Source organism: Sinorhizobium terangae, assembly GCF_029714365.1.
Lineage (GTDB): Bacteria > Pseudomonadota > Alphaproteobacteria > Rhizobiales > Rhizobiaceae > Sinorhizobium > Sinorhizobium terangae.
This window is the reverse complement of the sequence record NZ_CP121659.1, coordinates 3724833-3744269: the sequence shown is the minus strand read 5'-3', so window position 1 is coordinate 3744269 and position 19437 is coordinate 3724833. Positions and strand designations below refer to the sequence as shown.

Annotated in this window: 20 protein-coding genes; 8 read left to right on the top strand and 12 right to left on the bottom strand. The window is 62.7% G+C overall.

All coding sequences use genetic code 11. The annotated features are described in order from the left end of the window. Nucleotides 1–92: 92 nt before the first annotated feature. Together QA637_RS17595 and QA637_RS17590 are read right to left on the bottom strand one after the other, a co-directional pair. Complete coding sequence (locus QA637_RS17595) at nucleotides 93–1097, bottom strand: inorganic phosphate transporter (RefSeq protein WP_153441159.1); 1005 nt, start codon at nucleotides 1095–1097, stop codon at nucleotides 93–95. After that, nucleotides 1097–1741: a DUF47 domain-containing protein gene (locus tag QA637_RS17590; RefSeq protein WP_153441158.1), complete on the bottom strand. Its 645-nt coding sequence runs from the start codon at nucleotides 1739–1741 to the stop codon at nucleotides 1097–1099. Before QA637_RS17590 ends, QA637_RS17595 begins: the two co-directional genes overlap by 1 nt. Before the next feature lie 188 nt (nucleotides 1742–1929). Here QA637_RS17590 and recF point away from each other — a divergent pair, with 188 nt between their 5' ends. The 3 genes from recF (at nucleotide 1930) to QA637_RS17575 (ending at nucleotide 4407) form a co-directional block, all read left to right on the top strand. Next, entirely contained in the window at nucleotides 1930–3069 is a 1140-nt protein-coding gene (gene recF, locus QA637_RS17585) for a DNA replication/repair protein RecF (RefSeq protein WP_283062527.1), read from the top strand. Between the two features lie 98 nt (nucleotides 3070–3167). Continuing rightward, nucleotides 3168–3932 (top strand): molybdopterin-synthase adenylyltransferase MoeB, encoded by a 765-nt coding sequence (locus QA637_RS17580; protein ID WP_153441156.1) that lies wholly within the window; start codon nucleotides 3168–3170, stop codon nucleotides 3930–3932. A 7-nt stretch (nucleotides 3933–3939) separates the two neighbouring features. Then, entirely contained in the window at nucleotides 3940–4407 is a 468-nt protein-coding gene (locus QA637_RS17575) for a GNAT family N-acetyltransferase (RefSeq protein ID WP_283062526.1), read from the top strand. Nucleotides 4408–4624: 217 nt separating this feature from the next. On the opposite strand, the gene QA637_RS17570 is transcribed toward QA637_RS17575, so the two are convergent. Further along, nucleotides 4625–5629, bottom strand: a complete 1005-nt coding sequence (locus tag QA637_RS17570; RefSeq protein WP_153441154.1) for a 2-hydroxyacid dehydrogenase — start codon at nucleotides 5627–5629, stop codon at nucleotides 4625–4627. Between the two features lie 184 nt (nucleotides 5630–5813). On the opposite strand from QA637_RS17570, the gene QA637_RS17565 reads away from it, so the two are divergent. Then, complete coding sequence (locus tag QA637_RS17565; RefSeq protein WP_153441153.1) at nucleotides 5814–6365, top strand: SH3 domain-containing protein; 552 nt, start codon at nucleotides 5814–5816, stop codon at nucleotides 6363–6365. Between the two features lie 151 nt (nucleotides 6366–6516). Here the strand turns inward: QA637_RS17565 and QA637_RS17560 are convergent, their stop codons facing one another. Both QA637_RS17560 and QA637_RS17555 read right to left on the bottom strand, forming a co-directional pair. Further along, on the bottom strand, nucleotides 6517–7509 hold the full coding sequence (locus QA637_RS17560; protein ID WP_153441152.1) for an adenosine kinase: 993 nt from the start codon (nucleotides 7507–7509) through the stop codon (nucleotides 6517–6519). 184 nt (nucleotides 7510–7693) lie between these two features. Next, on the bottom strand, nucleotides 7694–8119 hold the full coding sequence (locus QA637_RS17555; protein ID WP_283062525.1) for a VOC family protein: 426 nt from the start codon (nucleotides 8117–8119) through the stop codon (nucleotides 7694–7696). Nucleotides 8120–8184: 65 nt separating this feature from the next. Between QA637_RS17555 and QA637_RS17550 the strand changes: the two genes are divergently transcribed. Beyond that, nucleotides 8185–8772: a TetR/AcrR family transcriptional regulator gene (locus QA637_RS17550; RefSeq protein WP_283062523.1), complete on the top strand. Its 588-nt coding sequence runs from the start codon at nucleotides 8185–8187 to the stop codon at nucleotides 8770–8772. A gap of 26 nt (nucleotides 8773–8798) precedes the next feature. On the opposite strand, the gene nth is transcribed toward QA637_RS17550, so the two are convergent. Continuing rightward, complete coding sequence (gene nth / locus QA637_RS17545) at nucleotides 8799–9575, bottom strand: endonuclease III (RefSeq protein ID WP_283062522.1); 777 nt, start codon at nucleotides 9573–9575, stop codon at nucleotides 8799–8801. Between the two features lie 22 nt (nucleotides 9576–9597). Between nth and QA637_RS17540 the strand changes: the two genes are divergently transcribed. Both QA637_RS17540 and QA637_RS17535 read left to right on the top strand, forming a co-directional pair. Further along, nucleotides 9598–10095: a DUF2244 domain-containing protein gene (locus tag QA637_RS17540; protein ID WP_283062521.1), complete on the top strand. Its 498-nt coding sequence runs from the start codon at nucleotides 9598–9600 to the stop codon at nucleotides 10093–10095. Between the two features lie 83 nt (nucleotides 10096–10178). Beyond that, nucleotides 10179–11051: a methylated-DNA--[protein]-cysteine S-methyltransferase gene (locus tag QA637_RS17535; RefSeq protein WP_153441147.1), complete on the top strand. Its 873-nt coding sequence runs from the start codon at nucleotides 10179–10181 to the stop codon at nucleotides 11049–11051. A gap of 48 nt (nucleotides 11052–11099) precedes the next feature. Here QA637_RS17535 and QA637_RS17530 read toward each other — a convergent pair whose 3' ends face one another. The 6 genes from QA637_RS17530 to mepA form a co-directional block, all read right to left on the bottom strand. Then, nucleotides 11100–11735 carry a 2,3-bisphosphoglycerate-dependent phosphoglycerate mutase gene (locus QA637_RS17530; RefSeq protein ID WP_153441146.1) on the bottom strand — a complete coding sequence of 212 codons (636 nt, stop codon included), beginning with the start codon at nucleotides 11733–11735 and terminating at the stop codon, nucleotides 11100–11102. A gap of 27 nt (nucleotides 11736–11762) precedes the next feature. Continuing rightward, nucleotides 11763–12581: a 4-hydroxy-tetrahydrodipicolinate reductase gene (gene dapB / locus QA637_RS17525; RefSeq protein ID WP_283062518.1), complete on the bottom strand. Its 819-nt coding sequence runs from the start codon at nucleotides 12579–12581 to the stop codon at nucleotides 11763–11765. Between the two features lie 18 nt (nucleotides 12582–12599). Continuing rightward, nucleotides 12600–14405 (bottom strand): ABC transporter ATP-binding protein, encoded by a 1806-nt coding sequence (locus QA637_RS17520; RefSeq protein ID WP_283062517.1) that lies wholly within the window; start codon nucleotides 14403–14405, stop codon nucleotides 12600–12602. 218 nt (nucleotides 14406–14623) lie between these two features. Next, nucleotides 14624–15643: a glucokinase gene (locus tag QA637_RS17515; protein ID WP_153441206.1), complete on the bottom strand. Its 1020-nt coding sequence runs from the start codon at nucleotides 15641–15643 to the stop codon at nucleotides 14624–14626. A gap of 47 nt (nucleotides 15644–15690) precedes the next feature. Then, a complete protein-coding gene (locus QA637_RS17510; protein ID WP_153441143.1) occupies nucleotides 15691–16071 on the bottom strand; it encodes a methylglyoxal synthase in 381 nt (126 codons plus the stop codon). Nucleotides 16072–16189: 118 nt separating this feature from the next. After that, complete coding sequence (gene mepA, locus QA637_RS17505; RefSeq protein ID WP_283062516.1) at nucleotides 16190–17275, bottom strand: penicillin-insensitive murein endopeptidase; 1086 nt, start codon at nucleotides 17273–17275, stop codon at nucleotides 16190–16192. 300 nt (nucleotides 17276–17575) lie between these two features. Here mepA and QA637_RS17500 point away from each other — a divergent pair, with 300 nt between their 5' ends. Next, nucleotides 17576–19432, top strand: coding sequence for an extracellular solute-binding protein (locus QA637_RS17500; protein ID WP_283062515.1), 1857 nt, complete (start codon nucleotides 17576–17578; stop codon nucleotides 19430–19432). Nucleotides 19433–19437: the final 5 nt, after the last annotated feature.

Sequence of the window (19437 nt, the reverse complement as noted above, 5' to 3'; positions counted from 1 at the left end):
GCGTTTCGCAGTCTCGTTGAGACAGCGAAGCGCCCCACTCTTTTGAGCAGCCTCAATGCCGGGTGGAAAACTGTCACATGTCCTGGAGCCGATCAGCCGAACAGGCCTGCGGCGTAGTAGGAAAGCGCGGCAATCCCGGCAGCCGCCGGCATGGTGATCACCCAGGCGATGACGATGTTGCCGGCCAGACCCCAGCGCACGGCCGAGACGCGCCGTGCCGATCCGACGCCAATGATGGCGCCGGTGATCGTGTGGGTGGTCGAGACCGGAATGCCGAGCCAGGTGGCGCCGAACAGCGTGATGGCACCACCCGTTTCGGCGCAGAAGCCCTGCATCGGGTTGAGCTTGGTGATCTTCGATCCCATCGTGTGGACGATCCTCCAGCCGCCGAACAGCGTGCCAAGGGCGATCGCCGCCTGGCAGGTGATGACCACCCAGAAGGGCACGTAGAATTCAGACCCGAGATAGCCCTGGGAGAAGAGAAGCACGGCGATGATGCCCATGGTCTTCTGCGCGTCGTTGCCGCCGTGCCCCAGCGAATAAAGCGAGGCGGAAACGAACTGCAGCACCCGAAACGTGCTGTCGACGGCAAAAGGCGTCTGGCGCACGAAGAGCCAGGACACGATCAGGACGAGAAGCAGCGCCAGGAAGAACCCGATGGCAGGCGACATGACGATCGCCCCGGCAGTTTTGAGAAGGCCGTTCCACACGATGGAACTGAAGCCGGCCCTGGCGAGGCCCGCTCCGACGAGGCCGCCGACGAGTGCGTGCGAGGAACTCGACGGAATCCCGAACAGCCAGGTGACGATGTTCCAGACGATCGCGCCCATCAGCGCCGCGAAGATGACCTGCGGCGTAACTATCCCGGGATCGATGATGCCCTTCCCGAGCGTTTCGGCCACGTGTAGGCCGAAAAAGAGAAAAGCGATGAAGTTGAAGAAGGCTGCCCAGAGGACCGCATATTGCGGCCTCAGCACGCGGGTCGAGACGATGGTCGCGATCGAGTTGGCCGCGTCGTGCAGTCCGTTGAGGAAATCGAAGAACAGCGCGACGGCGATGAGCCCCACGAGCAGCGGGAAGGCGAGCGTCGCATCCATCAGACGTTCTCGATCACGATGCCGCTGATTTCGTTTGCCACATCCTCGAAGCGATCGACGACTTTCTCCAGTTCGCCGTAGATTTCGCTGCCGATGATGTAAGCCATGGGGTTGGTGGCGCCGTGGCGCTGGAACAGATCCTTGAGCCCCTGCTCGTGCAAGTCATCGGAGCGACCTTCGACACGGGTCACTTCCTCGGCAATGGTGCTGAGGCGATGGGCATTCGCACCGATCCGGTTGAGCAAGGGTATCGCCTCGGCAACGAGATGGGCCGCCTGTACCACTGCGGCACCCATTTCCTGCATGCCGGGATCGAAGCTTTTCTGCTCGTAGAGCCGGATTGTCTTCACCGTCTTGTGCATCATGTCGATCGCGTCATCCATCGACTGGATGAGATCCTTGATGTCGCCACGGTCGAAGGGGGTGATGAAACTCCGGCGAACCGCCAGCAAAACTTCGCGGGTGATCTCGTCGGCTTCATGCTCGAGTGCGACGATGCGATCGCAATGGCGATCGATGTCTGGTCCCCCGGCGAGCAAGGCATTCAGCGCTTCGGCTGCTCCCATGACTGTGCGCGAGTGCTGTGCGAAGAGATCAAAGAATCTATCCTCGCGGGGAAGAAGCTTGCGAAACAAAGCGATCATTATCGATGCATCCAACCGTCGATTGTCATAAAACTGTCATATTGTACCCGCGATCCCAAGGAAAGTTCCGGGGCGAAAGAAAACAAAGGCTTCCCCCAGGGGATTCAGGGCCGGGCTCGAACATCCTTTCGCCTTGCCTTGGCGTCGCTTTCATCCTACCTGACAGCAACGTCGAATCCGGACCCGAGATGCCGCACAAGGTCTTCGTCAACCGCCTGAAACTGACCGACTTTCGCAATTACGCGACGCTGGCGCTCGACCTCGACGCACGCCATGTCGTGCTGACCGGCGAGAACGGCACAGGCAAGACGAACCTTATGGAAGCGGTCTCGTTCCTCTCCCCCGGCCGCGGCCTGCGCCGTGCGGCCTATGCCGACATCGCGCGCGTTGGAGCGGCCGACGGCTTCTCGGTCTTTGCGGCAGTCGAGGGCATGGAAGGGCCCGTGGAAATCGGCACGGGCACCGCCGGCACCGAGGATGGCCAAGCGCGCCGCCTGCGGCTCAACGGCACGCCGGCCAGGACCGTGGATGAATTGACCGACCACCTGCGGGTGCTCTGGCTGACCCCGGCGATGGATGGCCTCTTCACCGGCCCGTCCGCCGATCGCCGGCGTTTTCTCGACCGGCTGGTGCTCTCGCTCGACCCCGAGCACGGTCGGCGCGCCAGCGAGTTCGAGCGCGCGATGCGCAGCCGCAATCGGCTGCTGACGGAGTTTCGGCCGGACCCTGCCTGGCTTTCGGCAATCGAGCGAGAAATGGCCGGGCTCGGGGTGTCCATGGCATTGGCGCGCCTTGAAATGCTGGGCCTGCTGACGGCGCTGGTCGAAAGAAGCCAGGTCGAGCGAAGTCAAAGCGAGGGTACATTTCCTTCCGCGACGCTGTCGCTCTCGGGCTTTCTCGACGATTTGCACGGCCTGCCGGCCTACGATCTCGAAGAGCGCTATCTGGCAATGCTGCTGGAAGGCCGCGGCCGCGATGCCGCGGCCGGCCGCACGCTTGATGGTCCGCATCGCAGCGATCTTCTCATTCGCCACCGGGAAAAGAACATGGAGGCCGAACGGTGTTCGACCGGCGAGCAGAAAGCGCTGCTGGTCGGCCTTGTGCTCGCCCATGCCCGTCTTGTCGGCGACATGACCGGCCATGCGCCCGTGCTGCTGCTCGACGAAATCGCTGCCCATCTCGACGAGGGGCGGCGGGCAGCACTCTTCGATCTCGTCGACGGCCTTGGTGGTCAGGCCTTCATGACCGGAACCGACCGGACCATGTTTGCAGCGCTTGGCGAACGCGGCCGCTTCCTGACCGTTGCCAACGGACAGGTTTCCGGGTGAGACTCGCGCTGCAAAGCATGCGGAGAAGAATCGGTCACGCCTGTGATTTTCGGTCGGTCCGTCCCTAAATCAACGTGATCCAACGGAAAGGTTCCCGAATGACGATCGACGCAAAGCTCGACACCGCGGAAATCGCCCGCTACGCGCGCCACATCGTCTTGCCGGAAGTGGGCGGCGCGGGACAGCAGAAGCTGAAGGCGGCGCGCGTTCTCGTCATCGGCGCGGGCGGCCTCGGCGCGCCCGTGCTCCAGTACCTCGCCGCGGCCGGTGTAGGAACACTCGGCGTCATCGACGACGATGTCGTGTCACTGTCGAACCTGCAGCGGCAGGTCATTCACGCAACCGCGGATATCGGTCGCCCTAAGGTCGAGAGCGCCGTGATGGCGATCAATGCGCTCAATCCCCACGTGACGGCCACGATGCATCACACCCGGCTCGAGGCCGGAAATGCCGAGGAAATCTTCCGCCACTACCATCTCGTCATCGATGGCTCTGATAATTTCGATACGCGTTATCTGGCGGCAGACACGGCCGAAGCGGTGCAGGTTCCGCTGGTCACCGGCGCCGTCGGCCGCTTCGACGGGTCGGTCACCGTGCTGAAGCCATTCGAAACCGATGTCGAGGGCCATCCGAACCCGTCCTATCGCGACCTCTTTCCCGCCCCTCCCCCGCCGGGCGTGGTTCCCTCCTGCGCCGAGGCCGGCGTGCTCGGCGCCTTGACCGGGGTTATCGGCACGCTGCAAGCAATGGAGGCGATCAAGCTCATTACCGGGATCGGCGTGCCTCTCGTTGGTCGGCTGCTGCTCTACGATGCGCTCGCGGCCGAGTTCAGCACGATCCGCTATCGTCGTGGCGCGGCTTGAGGACACCATGAAGGTGATTCGCATCAACAGTCGCTTCGATCGCATCGAAGAATTGCTGGCACTGATCCTCGCATCCTTCGCCTATATGGATGGACGGATCGAGCCCCCTTCTTCGGCGCATGCGCTGACGGCGGAAACGCTCCGTCGAAAGACCGAAGACGAGATTGCCTTTGTTGCCCTCGCCGAGCGCGATCTCGTCGGCTGCGTGTTCTGCAAGCCGGAAGCGGATTGCCTCTACATCGGCAAGCTCGCCGTCGCGCCCTCGGCACAGCGCAGGGGCGCGGGGCGGCTGCTTCTCGCCGTAGCGGAAGAAACGGCGCGCGAATTGAAACTTCCCGCGCTCCGGCTGCAGACACGCATCGAGCTTTCCGAGAATCACGCGACTTTCGCGGCTTGGGGTTTCGCCGAGACCGGCCGTTCGGCCCATCCCGGCTTCGCCCGTCCGACGTCGATCGAAATGCGGAAGGTGCTTTAAAGACCCGCAGCGAGCGAAGGAGCCATGCGGCAGCATTTCGACGCAAAACGAAGAGCCCCTCCCCGCCCCCGCCCCACAGGTGGGAGGGACTTACCCGCGGCAGCCTTCGCACTGAAATGAACCGTTGCCGCTTGTGGAGACGCAGCACTGGGCGCGAGCAAGCCCCTCCCCCTTGTGGGGAGGGGTTGGGGAGGGGTATCCGGACAGAAATGCCGCTCTAATCCCGCCCCGGCAGCACGCGGTCCGGCGGGCGGTGGCCGTCGAAGAAGGTGCGGATGTTGATCACGACCTTTTCACCCATGTCGATACGGCCTTCGAGCGTCGCGGAACTCATGTGGGGCAGAAGCACCACCTTGCCTTCGCCGGCGAGCTTGACGAGCTTGGGGCTGACCGCCGGCTCGTTTTCGAAAACATCGAGCCCGGCCCCGGCAATCTTGCCTTCCCTGATGCACTTGATCAGCGCCGTCTCGTCGATGATGCCGCCGCGCGCGGTGTTGACGATGTAGCTGTCCGGCCGCATCAGCGCGAGCCGGCGCGCCGACAGCAGATGGAAGGTCGCGGGCGTCGAGGGGCAGTTCACCGAGACGATATCGACGCGCGCGAGCATCTGGTCGAGGCTGTCCCAGTACGTCGCCTCGAGCATTTCCTCGGTCTCTGGCTTTACCCGGTGGCGGTTGTGGTAGTGGATCGACAGGCCGAAGGCCTTGGCGCGGCGGGCGACAGCGGTGCCGATCCGGCCCATGCCGACGATACCGATGCGTTTACCGGCGATACGGCGGCCAAGCATCCAGGTCGGCGACCAGCCCGCCCATTCTCCCTTGCGATCGGTCAGGATCTGCGCACCCTCGGCGAGCCGCCGCGGCACCGCAAGGATGAGCGCCATCGTCATGTCGGCCGTGTCTTCGGTAAGCACATTCGGGGTGTTGGTGACGGTAATGCCCCTTCGAGCGGCCGCGTCGACATCGATGTTGTCGACCCCGTTCGAGAAGGCGGCAATCAGCCGCAACTGCGGCCCCGCCTGCTCGATGAGCGCGGCATCGATGCGGTCCGTCACCGTCGGCACGAGCACATCGACCCGCTTGACCGCGGCAACCAGCTCCGGCTGCGTGCGCGGCATGTCGTCGACATTCAGCTCTGCGTCGAAGAGTTCGCGCATGCGGGTTTCGACGACATCCGGCAGTTTGCGGGTGATGTAGACCGTTGGCTTCTTCTTGCTTGTCATCGCTATGCGCGGGCCTCGTTCACGGGTCCTTAACCAAGTTGGGTGATAGTTTCTCCCTGTAGTCGCAATTTCTACCAGACCCGGTGGCGAAGACAATTGAAAGTCACTGCCTGACACCGGATTTGCACCCCAAGCCGACGGGCCAGATCAAAGTGCGCCTCCAAGGCTTCACTGCTATCGGAACATGAGCTTCGTCATGCGTGATGTCGTTTCCAGCTTCTCGACCGTGTTGGTAGCCGCCTGCATCGGGATTGCCGTGATGACCTCCGGCGCCTTTGCCCAGGCGGCGAAAGGCGCGAGCGGCCTGCCGCTGCCGCGCTTCGTCAGCCTGAAGTCGAAGAGCGTCAACTTGCGAATCGGTCCAAGCCTCGATTACGCGGTAGCCTTCCGCTACCTCAAATCGGGCGTGCCGGTGGAAATCATCCAGGAATATGACAACTGGCGCCGCATCCGCGACGCGGACGGGACGGAGGGCTGGGTGAACCAGGCGCTGCTTTCCGGCGACCGGACTGCGCTTGCCGCCCCGTGGATGCGCGGCAAGGGCGAAGGCATATTCGTCAACCTCCGCCGAGATCCGCAAAGCACCGCGCCGATCATCGCGCGGATGGAACCGGGCGTCATGCTGCAGATCGGCGAATGCAATGGCGACTGGTGCCATGCCGAGACGCAGGGCGTCGAAGGCTGGATCGCTCAAGGCGAGATCTGGGGCGCCTATCCGGGCGAAGCCTTCAAGTAAGCGGCGGCAAGCGAAAGCCCTCATCCGCCTGCCGGCACCTTCGCCCCGCCTGCGGGGCGAAGGGACTCGCAGCGCCCGCTCAGCCCCACTCCCGCATGCGTGGAGTGGGTTAGGGTGAGCGGCACGTCCCGTTTAAAACGGCCTGAATCCTTTAGACGAGAGCGGCTTGCCTGGCTGCATTGGCAAGCGAGACCATCGGGCGCGGACCGATCTGGCCGATTACGATGCCCGCGGCCAGGTTCCCGAGCCGGCTGCAATCTTCAAGCGAGCGACCGGCCGTATAGCCAAAGAGGAAGCCGGCGGCGTAGAGATCGCCGGCGCCGGTGGTGTCGACCACCTCCTCGATAACGCTCGCGCCGACGCGCACGCGCTCGGCGCCGCGCACGATGACGGAGCCTTCCTCGCTCAACGTGACGGCAGCCAATTTGCAGTCCCTCGCCAGGCTGTCGAGCGCGAGATCGAAATCCTCCGTCTCGTAAAGCGCCAAGGCCTCCTGCCTGTTGGCAAAGACGATGTCCACGGTGCCGGAACGCATGAGGTCCAGGAACTCGTCGCGATAGCGATGGACGCAGAAGCTGTCCGAGAGCGTCATGGCCACTTCGCGGCCGTTGGCATGGGCGATTCGAGCCGCCTCGCGGATCGCATCCTTGGCGCGCGGCGGGTCCCACAGATAACCTTCGAAATAGGTGACCTTGGCCTGCGCGACCACATCCGCCTCGACGTCTTCGGGGCCGAGTTCGACGCAGGCGCCAAGATAGGTGTTCATCGACCGCTCGCCGTCCTCTGTCACAAAGATCATCGAGCGTGCGGTCGGCGGCATAGTTTCGAGCGGCTTGGTCTGGAAATAGACGCCCTGCGCCCGGATATCGTGGGTGAAAATGTCACCGAGCTGGTCACTGGCGATCTTGCCAAAATAGGCCGCGCGCCCGCCAAAGCTCGCGACACCGGCCGCCGTGTTGCCGGCGCTGCCGCCGGATGCTTCAACCGCCGGGCCCATCCGCGAATAGAGCAGCTCGGCCCGATCCGCGTCGATGAGGTTCATCGCGCCCTTGATGATACCGTTCTCCACAAGAAAGCTGTCATCGCAGCGCGCAATGATATCGACGATCGCGTTGCCGATCGTCAGCACATCGTATTTTGTCATGAACTCCGTCCGGTTTCCTGAAATGACCGGTCTCCGTTAATACCGGTTTTCCGGCCATTTGGAAGCCACTAAGGCGCCGCGCGTCTTTTCAGACGCACAAAGCTCGCTGTAGAACTTCGGACGCGATATGTTCCGCCCTTAAATCGGCTTCGATTTTAGGCACAGGAGGCGAAAATGCATGCGATCAGGCCGGCAGCGCCCCGGCGTCATAGGCGGCAGCAAATTCCGCGCTCGGCGGAATGGGCTTGATGACATCGATCATGACGCCGTTTGGGTCGGCGGTGATGAAATGACGTTGGCCGAAGTCCTCGTCGCAAATCTGCTTGAGTATGGGAAGCCCTGCGGCCTGCGCCTCCGCATAGACCTGGTCGGGATCGTCCACCTCGAAGTTCAGGAGCAAGCCACGAACCGGCGCTCGCGACGCTTCCGGTATGGTTTCATGGCGATAGTCTAGAACGGCGAGGGTCACATGCTCGTCCTCTGTCGATTGGAGATGCATGTACCAGTCGCTCGTGAAAAGCGCCTTGAAGCGGAAGTGCCTCATATAGAAGTCCGATGTCGCCTGAACGTCGTTCGTCATGATGACCGGGTAATAGCTCGTCGTTTTCATGCTTTCCCTCCTCAACTCTTTTTCATACAATCTGTCTGTATCTAATTAACATACAGGCTGCATGTATGCAACAAACGCGACGCTCGAACCGAGATCGATCCGACGCCACGCGAACCGCAATTCTCGACGCGGCCCGCGAGCTCTTTGTCGTCCGCGGATACGCAGACACCGCAACACCTGACGTCGTTGCCGCAGCGGGGCTGACGCGCGGCGCGCTCTATCACCACTTCAAGGACAAGAAGGCGTTGTTTCGGGCTGTCGTCGAGCGGGAGGCACGGGAGGTCGCCGCGGCTATCGAACAATCCGGCGACACCCGTCTCTCGCCGCGCGACGCGCTCGTCTCCGGGGCCGGCGCCTATTTCGACGCGATGGCGATACCGGGCAGAGTGCGCCTGCTGCTGCTCGACGGCCCTGCCATTCTCGGAGCGAACGAGGCGGCGGCGATCGACGCGGCCCACGCGCGGCGCACGCTGGAGGACGGTCTGAAGGCCGCGATTGCGCCGCGCCGCGTCGACAGCGCGGTCCTGACCGCGACGGCAATCCTGCTTTCCGCTGCCTTCGATCGCGCCGCAGTCGAGATCGAGGGGGGCGCCGCCCGTGCGGTCTATATGAAAGCAATCACCGATCTGGTCGACAGTCTGATCGCGCCCTGAAATCTCTGCCCCGCCGCCGTGACATATCAGCCGGCGACAGGCACGACCTGCGGCGGCAGCTCGACCAGTGGGGCAGGTATATCGCACGTTTTTTCCGGAAACTTGCAGAGGTCCGCGATGACACAGCGCTCGCATTCCGGCCGGCGCGCCTTGCAGACGTAGCGGCCGTGCAGGATCAGCCAATGGTGCGCGTGGTAAAGGTAGGCCTCCGGGATAACGCGCGAGAGATGCGCTTCCACTTCGTCCGGCGTCCTGCCCGGTGCCAGGCGAATGCGATTGGCGATGCGGAAGATATGGGTGTCGACGGCGATCGTCGGTTGGCCGAAAGCCATCGACAGAACGACATTGGCGGTCTTGCGCCCGACGCCCGGCAGGGTCACCAGTTCTTCCCGCGTGCGGGGTACTTCACCGCCGAAATCGGCGATCAGTTTCTCCGAGAGCGCGATGACGTTTTTCGCCTTGTTGCGGTAGAGCCCGATCGTCTTGATATAGTCCCTGAGCTTTTCCTCCCCCAGCGCCAGCATCTTTTGCGGCGTATCGGCCACTGCAAAGAGCGCGCGTGTCGCCTTGTTGACGCCGGCATCGGTTGCCTGGGCCGAGAGCGCGACTGCCACCACCAGAGTGAACGGATTGACGTGTTCGAGTTCGCCCCTCGGTTCCGGGCGCTGCACGGAGAAACGGCGGAAAATCTCCTCGGCCTCGGCAGCGCTGTAGGCACTGCGCTGCCGCGCCGGGACCAGGCGGACCGTCGCAGCATTCGATTTTGACGATTGTTTCGGCGATTTCGGCTTCACGTTTTTCATGCCGCATCTATAGTCATTGGTTATGACCGAAGGCAACGCCGAGACCTCCATCAACGACCAGACGATCTTTGCCGCCGAGCTTACGCCCTACCGTTCGCTTGGTCTCAGGGGATTCAAGGTCCTTCTGATGATCGCGGGCGCGATGAGCCTCGTGCACATATTCGTCTTCCTGGTCATCGGTGCATGGCCAATCGTCTTCTTTTTCGGCCTGGACTTCGTCCTGCTCTTCGGCGCCTTCTGGCTCAACTACCGTTCCGCACAGGCCCGGGAAGAGGTGAGCGTCTCGCGAACCGACGTGTCTGTGAGGAAATTCACCCCATCGGGGAGAATGACCGAGCATCGCTTCAATCCCTTCTGGGCGCGGTTCAGCATCAAGCGGCACCAGGAGATCGGCATCGTCTCGATGTGGATCATCGGCGGCGGTCGCCAGACCGATATTGGCTCCTTCCTCAATCGCGACGACCGCGAAACCTTCGCGCTGGCCTTTGCCCGTGCGCTCGCGACTGTCCGCCGGCGCTGATTCTTGAAACGACCGATGCTCAACAAGAATCGGGTGGTTATCCGCTCGCTACAGGCTTACCTGTAGGCTGACAGGAGGCGATCATGAACGTTGTTACATCCATTCCGACCGACATCACTCCCGAAGGCACCGATTACGACACGGTCAGCCGCGTGATCGAGATGCTGACGGAGGATTACCGCGATCAGCCGTCGCTTGAAACCGTCGCCCGACGCCTCGGCCAGTCGCCAACGCAATTGCAGAAGACCTTCACCCGCTGGGCAGGACTTTCGCCCAAGGCCTTTCTCCAGGCGGTGACGCTCGATCACGCGAAACGCTTGCTGCGGCAGGAGGACATGCCGTTGCTGGAGACAAGCATCGAGGTGGGTCTGTCCGGTCCGAGCCGCCTGCACGATCTCTTCGTAACGCACGAGGCAATGTCGCCCGGCGAATGGAAGGCGCGCGGCGCCGGGTTGACCATTCGCTACGGCTTCCATCCCTCGCCGTTCGGAACCGCCCTCGTGATGGTCACCGAGCGGGGCCTTGCCGGACTTGCCTTTGCCGATTCCGGCGAGGAGCGGTCGAGCTTCGACGACATGGCCCGGCGCTGGCCGAAGGCGAGCTATGTCGAGGACAGTGCGGCAACGGCGCGCTATGCCGCCCGCATCTTCGATCCCGAGCGCTGGTGCGCGGAGGAGCCGCTGCAGATCTTCCTGATCGGCTCGGACTTCCAGATCCGGGTATGGCAGGCTCTCTTGAATATCCCCCTCGGAAAGGCGACCACCTATTCGAAGATCGCCGACGAGATCGGCCAGCCGACCGCGTCACGCGCCGTCGGCGCGGCCGTCGGACGCAACCCGATTTCCTTCGTCGTGCCCTGCCACCGCGCGCTCGGCAAGAGCGGCGATCTCACCGGCTACCACTGGGGCCTGACGCGCAAGCGGGCGATCCTCGGCTGGGAAGCGGGCAAGGGCTGACACAAAAAAGGGACGCCGCGGCGTCCCTTTTACCGATGCGAAGGCGCGTTAATGCGCGCTGGACATGTCACCCAGCACTTCCTTCGAAGCGACGGTGGAATCCGCATTCAGCTTGTAGACCATCGGAACACCGGTCGCGAGGTTGAGCTTGAGGATCTGTTCCTTGGTCAACTTGTCGAGCACCATGACGAGCGAGCGCAGCGAGTTGCCATGCGCGGCGATCAGCACCTTCTGGCCCGAAAGCACGCGCGGCAGGATGTCGGTAAGATAATAGGGCCAGACACGCGCGCCGGTGTCGCGCAGGCTCTCGCCGCCGGGCGGCGGGACGTCGTAGGAGCGGCGCCAGATATGCACTTGCTCTTCGCCCCATTTGGCACGCGCGTCGTCCTTGTTGAGCCCGGAAAGATCGCCGTAGTCACGCTCGTTCAGCGCCTGATCGCGAATGGTTTCAAGCGAGGACTGGCCGACGGCGTCGAGCACGAACTGGCAAGTGCGCTGGGCGCGGACAAGGGAAGAGGTAAAAGCAATGTCGAACTTGATGCCATACTCGGCGAGTGCCTTGCCGCCAGCCTTCGCTTCTTCGACGCCAAGTTCTGTCAGGTCCGGGTCGCGCCAGCCGGTGAACAGGTTCTTCAGGTTCCAATCGCTCTGGCCATGCCGAACGAGAACCAGGGTGCCGCTCATTTCAATTCCTCTTGAAAGATTTGAGTGTCAGTTGAGCCCGAGAACGTCGAGCATGGAATAGAAGCCGGGCTTCTGGCTGCGACCCCAAAGGGCGGCCGTGACCGCGCCACGCGCGAAGATCGAGCGATCCGTGGCGCTGTGGGAAAGGGTGATCTCTTCGCCCTCGCCCGCGATAATGACGGAATGTTCGCCGACGACGGAACCGCCGCGCAGCGTCGCAAAGCCAATCGCCCCTTCCGGGCGTGCCCCGGTGTGGCCGTCCCTCACCCGCACGGAATGGTCCGCAAGCGCGATGCCGCGGCCCCTGGCCGCCGCCTCTCCAAGCAGGAGCGCCGTGCCCGACGGCGCGTCGACCTTGTGCTTATGGTGCATTTCCAGGACTTCGATGTCCCAATCCGCCGCCTTGAGCGCGCGTGCAGCCTGCTGCACCAGCACGCCAAGAAGATTGACGCCCAGGCTCATATTGCCCGACTTGATGACCCGCGCGTGCCGCGCCGCAGCGCGGATCTTTGCCTCGTCGTCAGCCGAGCAGCCGGTGGTACCGATGACGTGGACGATGCGTGCCTGCGCTGCCAGGCCGGCGAATTCGACCGTACCCGCCGGCGACGTGAAATCGAGAACGCCTTCCGCCTCTACGAATGCCTCGAGCGGCTTGTCGGTGATGGCGACACCGATCGGCCCGAGCCCGGCGAGTTCGCCGGCGTCACGCCCGAGAAACGGCGAACCCGGCCGCTCCACCGCGGCGTGCAGGCGCACGCCGGCCATGCCGTGAACGAGCCGGATCAGTGTCTGGCCCATTCGGCCAGCCGCGCCGACCACCACGAGCTTCATGTCCGTTTCGCTCATCGTCGAATTCCCCTGATGCTATAGGATTGCGTCTTCCGCCGTCATGTCCGAGGCGCTGCCCTGAAGATTGTGCAGCCGAGCGTAGAGGCCGTCCGGACGCTGTGCAAGCTCCTCATGCGTGCCCTCTTCCACGACACCGCCGTCCTTCATGACGATGATCTTGTCGGCATTGACGACGGTCGAAAGCCGGTGCGCAATGACGATGACCGTGCGGCCGCTCATCGCTTGATCGAGTGCCTTCTGAACCGCAGCCTCGGACTCGGTGTCGAGGGCGGAGGTTGCTTCGTCGAGAAGGAGGATCGGCGCATTGCGCACAAGTGCGCGGGCAATCGACAGCCGCTGGCGCTGTCCGCCCGACAGTGTCACGCCGTTTTCGCCGACCGGCGTGTCGTAGCCCTGCGGCTGCGCCAGGATGAAATCATGGGCATAGGCGAGTCGTGCCGCCTCCTCGATTTCTGCGTCCGTGGCGTCCGGCCGCCCATAGCGAATGTTGTCGCGGATCGAGCCTTCGAAGAGGTACGGTTGCTGCGAGACATAGGCAAGGCCGTTGCGCAGCGACTGCTTGGTGACTCCGGCGATATCCTGCCCGTCGATGAGGATCTGCCCTGACTTGGGGTCGTAAAAGCGCGGGATCAGGCTGATGATGGTCGACTTTCCGGCACCCGAAGGGCCGACCAGCGCGGTCGTCTTGCCGCCCTCGGCGCGGAAGCTCACGCCTTTGAGGATCTCGTCGCCGCTGCTGTAGGCGAAGCGCACGTCACGCAGCTCGATCGTCGCTTCGCCGAACTTGATCTCGGTTGCATTGGGACGGTCGCGCTGATGCGGAACAGTGTCGAGAATCTCGTAGATCATGCGCGCGTTGACAGCCGCGCGCTCAAGCGAAACCTGCAGGCGCGCAAGACGCCGCGCCGGGTCATAGGCCATCAGAAGGGCGGTGACGAAGGCGAAGAAAGCGCCCGGCGGGACGTTACTGTAGATCGTGCGGAAGGCCGAGTAAGCGAGCACCGACGATATCGCCAGGCCGGCGAAGGTTTCCGTCATCGGCGCGGTGCGTTCGCTGAGCCGGGCGATGCGGTTTGCCCGGTTTTCCGCCCGGTCGATGATCGTCTCGACCTTGCGGCGCAGTTCGTTTTCCATCGTGAAAGCCTTGACGATGGAAATGCCCTGGATCGTTTCCTGCATGGCGCCAAGGACGCGGCTGTTGACCTCGACGGCCTCGCGCGTCGCCAGGCGCAGGCGCTTCGAGATATAACGCAGGCCGAGAAGCAGCGGCGGCGCGACGAAGAAGACGATGAGCGAGAGCAGCCAGTCCTTGCTGAACATGACGCCGATGAGCCCGATCAGGGTCAGAAAATCGCGCGCGATCGACGTCACCGTCATGTTGAGCACGTCGCGGATGCCGCTGACATTCTGGCTGATCTTGGCGGCAAGCTGCGCCGAGCGCATGTCATGGAAATAACCGACGCTCAGCGCCATCAGATGGGCGTAAAGCCGGCGCTGATAGCGGGCGACGATATTGTTGCCGATCTTCGAGAGCGCGACCGCCTGACCATAGGTCGCGAGACCGCGAAGCACGAAGGCCGCGAAGATGGCGGCACAGATCCACAGCACGATATCGGCGCGCCTGTTGGCAAAGGCCTCGTTGATCACGGATTCCATGATCCAGGCCGTGAAGCCGGTCGTCGCCGCCACGACCGCCAGGCAGGCGATGGCAAAGGCATAACCCCGGATGTGGTCGCGGCCGTTTTCGGCAATGACGCGCCTCAGGATTCCGGTAATCGTGTCGGAATCGACTGCGCGCTGTTTTCTATTCTTGGCGTCCAATAAGCCCGTCTTTCCTGAGCTCGCTCTAGATCACGACGATTTTAGGTCGAATCGACCTAGAACGTGATCGATTTCAATAAGTTAGAGCGGGATGCGGGCGGAAAACCGCGCACACTTTTCCTCATCCCGCTCTAGCATTCCGTGTACCGGCATCGCCCATCCGGGGCTCTATAGTGCCTTGATGCCGTTTTGGCGAGTCCTTGCGAACATGTGGCCGGTCAGCTTCTCCAGCGCCGTCCCTCCATTGCAACACCAAAATCTCTCGGCGTGCGCGCGAAGGCCGCGAGACCGGAAAGTGCCGCCATCGGATGGACGACGGCGAAAGTCGGGATCGTTCGCATCAATGCGGAATGCGGCGCCTTGTCCTCGAAGGCTGCGCGAAATTCCGGCCGCATCAAAGCCGGCAATATCTTCTGCGAGATGCCGCCCGCCAGGAACACGCCGCCGCGTGCCATGAAGATCAGCGCCATGTCGCCGGCAACCCGACCAAGATAGGTGCTGAAGAGCGATACCGTCTCAATGGCCACCGGATCCGAGCCGGAAAGCGCGCTGGTCGTCACCGCCGCCTGGTCGGCGAGCACCGGCTCCTCGCCATTGGCGGCGCAGACAGCGCGGTAAAGGTTCATGATGCCGCGGCCGCACAGGATCTGCTCGCCGGCCATGCGGCCTTCGATCGGCTCCAGGAACGGCCAGATCCGGAAATCGCGCTCGGTGCGTGGACCGATATCGACATGGCCACCCTCGCCGGGCACGGGAATCCAGGTGTGCTGCGCGAAAACGAGGCCGGCGACGCCGAGGCCCGTTCCGGGACCGAGCACGACGCGCGATGTCGACGGGCGGACGCTGCCGCCGCCGATCTGGACGAGATCCTCGTCAGCGGGTGTGGCGACCGCGAGCGCCTGCGCCTCGAAGTCGTTGATGATCAGCACGTCGGCGAGACCAAGGCTCGCCAGCATGTCCTTCGGCCGAATCACCCAGCCGGCATTCGTCAGCGGAATTTCGTCGCCCTTGATCGGGCCTGCGACCGCAAGGATCGCAGAGCGCGGCTGAACGGACGTCTTGTCGAGGATGCACTTCTGCATCGCCTCCTCGATCGTCGCGAAATCGCCCGTCTTGATCGGCGGCAGTTGCTTCGGTTCGGCATAGGTATCGATCAGCAGCGCGAAACGCGCGTTCGTTCCACCGATGTCGCCGATCAATATCGGAAAGGGAAAGCCGTGGTCACTCGCACTGAGCATTGCAAAATCCGTCCTGATCGCGGTCATGGAAACTTCGAGACTGTGTATCAGTTGCGCCGGAAGGCGATCAACTCTTCCGCCGTGGCGCGGTTCAGCGCCATCGGGATGTCGTAGACGATCGCCAGGCGCATCAGTGCCTTGACGTCGACATCATGCGGCATGGCGGTCAGCGGATCGACGAAAAAGATGAGGAAATCCACGTCGCCGGTGGCGATCATCGCTCCGATCTGCTGGTCGCCGCCGAGCGGTCCGCTCTTGAGGCGCGTGATATCGAGCCCGGGACAGGCCTCGAGAACGCGGCCTCCGGTCGTGCCGGTGGCGACGATCTTCCACTTGGACAACACCGTCTCGTTTGCCTTGGCAAAGGCGGCGAGATCATCCTTCTTCTGATCGTGGGCAATCAGGGCAAGACATTTGCGATCGGCCATGCAGCCTCCCCAGCGTCGATCTTAAATCGATTTGAACGCCCTATACATGAGCCTCGCGCAATTGGGAAGGCAGCAGGGCCGGCGGAAGCCGGCCTGTCGAGCGCGCGCCGCCGGAGGGTTATTGCAACGCCGGGCGCGGCAGGGGTACCGGAATGTTTCCCAATGGCGCCGCGGCCGCGGCACCGATGACGGCTTCGATGCTCGTCGCGGCGGCGGGAACAGCGGTCGCGGGAGTTGAAGCGGTGGTTGCGGAGCGGTACGCTGTGCCGTAAGTCACTTCCTGCTCGGAAGCCGGTGCAGGACCGTCGAGTACCAGGGCGCAGGCCTTCGGCAGATCCGAAAGCTTCGCAAATTTCGGCTTCACGGGCTTTTCCGGCTTCTTCTTCGGCTTTGCCCATGGCTCGTCGGTGAACCACCAGGCGAGCGACTTGTCGCAGCCGTCACCCGCCGGAACGCGCGCCTGGCCCTTGCAGCCGACGGAGCCCTCGGGGCACTTGATGCGAATGTGGAAATGATAATCATGACCGTAGATCGGCCGGACCTTGCCGAGCGCCGAACGATCGCCCTTCCAGGTGTCGCATAACTTCTTCTTGATCGCCGGATTGACGAAGACGCGCTCCACCTGGGGATAGCTTGCCGCCATCATGATCAACCGCGCGTGAGCGGGGGTCCATATGGACGGATCGACTGTCAGGAACTTGTTCTTCTGCAGCATTGAGGTCGCGGAAATCGATTCGCGCTCCTCAAGGCTCAGCGTCCTTTGCGGCATTGGTGTCAGCCAGATGTCGGCGTCGAGACCGATCTGGTGCGATGCGTGACCGGAGGTCATCGGGCCGCCGCGCGGCTGTGATATGTCGCCAAGCAAGAGGCCTGGCCAGCCGATCTTCTCCGCTGCATCGTGCGAGAAGCGCTCGATCAGCGCGATCATTTCCGGGTGGCCCCAGCGTCGATTGCGCGAAAGACGCATTGCCTGCCAGGTCGGTCCGTCCGTCGGGATCGCGACACCGCCCGCCAGGCAACCCTTCGCATAGAAGCCGAGGGACGAAGGCGCCATCGCCGCCGGCAATGCTTTGGCGCCAAAGAGTTCCTTCGCAGGCGTTCCATCAGCCGAAGCCGCGTCAGTGGCCAGAAGGCTCGCCCCCACGATCAAGCCTAAAATTGCCGAACCGCAGCGTCGAATGGCAGCAGCTATTTCAAATCCCATTCCAGTCCCCCGATCGGCGGCAGCACCGGTATCCCACGCGGTCTGCCTTCACCCCTATTCCGAATCACCGCACTCGCCGAGCCTACAGCCCCGCGCGTCCGACGCGCAAAGGTCGCTGTAGCGCTCTGAATTGCTGCATGATTTTTTCGTTAAATCGATCCCGATTTAAGGAATCATGCAGTAGCGGTTCACCCGGATGTGACTCAAAAATTTCGCCTGATTTTGGGCAAGTCCTGTCAATTGCCCCGATTTCGCCTATTCTGGCTCGAAAGATCATCGAACGATAAGGGACGCAACTGGATGCTGGAATTGAGCGGTATTGTGAAGACGAAACTGGCGACCGCACTTCTGGCAATGCCCCTACTCTTACCGCTCGGCTCGGTCGGCGCGCGTGCCCAGGAACAGCCCACCTGGCACCATGGCCTTTCGCTCGTTGGCGAGCTCAAATATCCGCCGGGCTTCGAACGTTTCGACTATGTGAACCCCGATGCGCCGAAAGGCGGCGACGTCCGGCTCTCGCAGACGGGAACCTTCGACACATTCAATCCGCTGCTCGAAAAAGGTGAGGCGGCCGTTGGCCTGTCGCTCGTCTTCGACACGCTGTTGAAGCCCGCCGATGATGAAATTTCAACCGCCTATGGCCTGATTGCCGAAAGCGTTTCGTTTCCGGACGACATCTCTTCCGCCACATTCCGCTTGAGAAAGGAAGCGAAGTGGTCGGACGGCAAACCGGTGACACCGGAAGACGTGATCTTCAGCTTCGAGAAGGGCAAGGAGCTCAATCCGCTTTACCAGAGCTATTACAAGCACGTCGTCGGAGCTGAAAAGACCGGCGAGCAGGAAGTCACATTCCGCTTCGACGAGAAGAACAATCGCGAACTGCCGCACATTCTCGGCCAGCTCCTGATTGTCCCGAAGCACTGGTGGGAAGCGCCCGGTCCGGACGGCAAGCCGCGCGACATCACGCGCACGACGCTGGAGCCGGTGATCGGCTCGGGGCCCTACCGAATCGCTTCGTTTTCGGCCGGATCGCAGATCCGTTACGAACGGAGGGATGACTATTGGGGTGCAAATCTCAACGTCAATGTCGGGCAGAACAATTTCGGCTCCATCACCTACACCTTCTTCGGTGACAGCGGCGTCGAATTCGAGGCCTTCCGGGCCGGCGACATCGATTTCTGGCGCGAGACCCAGGCGCGCCGGTGGGCGACCGGCTATGACTTTCCGGCCGTCAAGGAGGGACACGTAAAACGCGAGCAGGTGCCATTCAGGGCGACCGGCGTGATGCAGGCGCTGGTGCCGAACATCCGCCGCAAGCCGTTCGATGACGAGCGTGTGCGCGAGGCCCTCAACTATGCGCTCGACTTCGAGGAATTGAATCGCACCGTCTTCTTCGATCAATACACGCGTGTGAACAGCTATTTTTTCCTGACGGAACTGGCCTCCACCGGCCTGCCGGAGGGTCTCGAGCTCGAAATCCTGAACGAGGTCAAGGAGCAGGTTCCGCCCGAGGTCTTCACCACGCCCTATGCGAACCCGGTCGGCGGCACGCCGCAGAACGCGCGAGACAACCTGCGCAAGGCGATCGGGCTCCTGAAGGAGGCCGGCTTCGAGCTCAAAGGCAGCCGCATGGTCAATACGGCGACCGGCAGGCCGTTTTCCTTCGAGATTCTCTTGAGCAGTCCGATGCTGGAGCGGGTGGTGCTGCCCTACGCGCAGAACCTCAAGCGGATCGGCATCGAGGCGAGTGTGCGTACCGTCGACCCGTCTCAATATACCAACCGCGAGCGGGCCTTCGACTATGACATGACCTGGGAAGTCTGGGGGCAGACCTTGAGCCCGGGAAACGAACAGGAGGACTTCTGGGGGTCGAAATCGGCGTCACGCCAGGGTTCGAGAAATTATGCCGGTATCTCCGATCCGGGCGTCGACGCCCTGATCAATCGCGTCATATTCGCCAAGGACCGAGAGACGCTCGTTGCCGCCACGAAGGCGCTCGACCGGGTGCTGCTCGCCCACCATTATGTCGTGCCGCTCTACTACCCGAAGGCAGCAAATATCGCCTATCGCGATACGGTCGGCAGGCCGCCGGAATTGCCGAAATACGCGATCGGCTTTCCGGACATCTGGTGGTGGTCGGCCGCCGCCAACCAATGAAACCC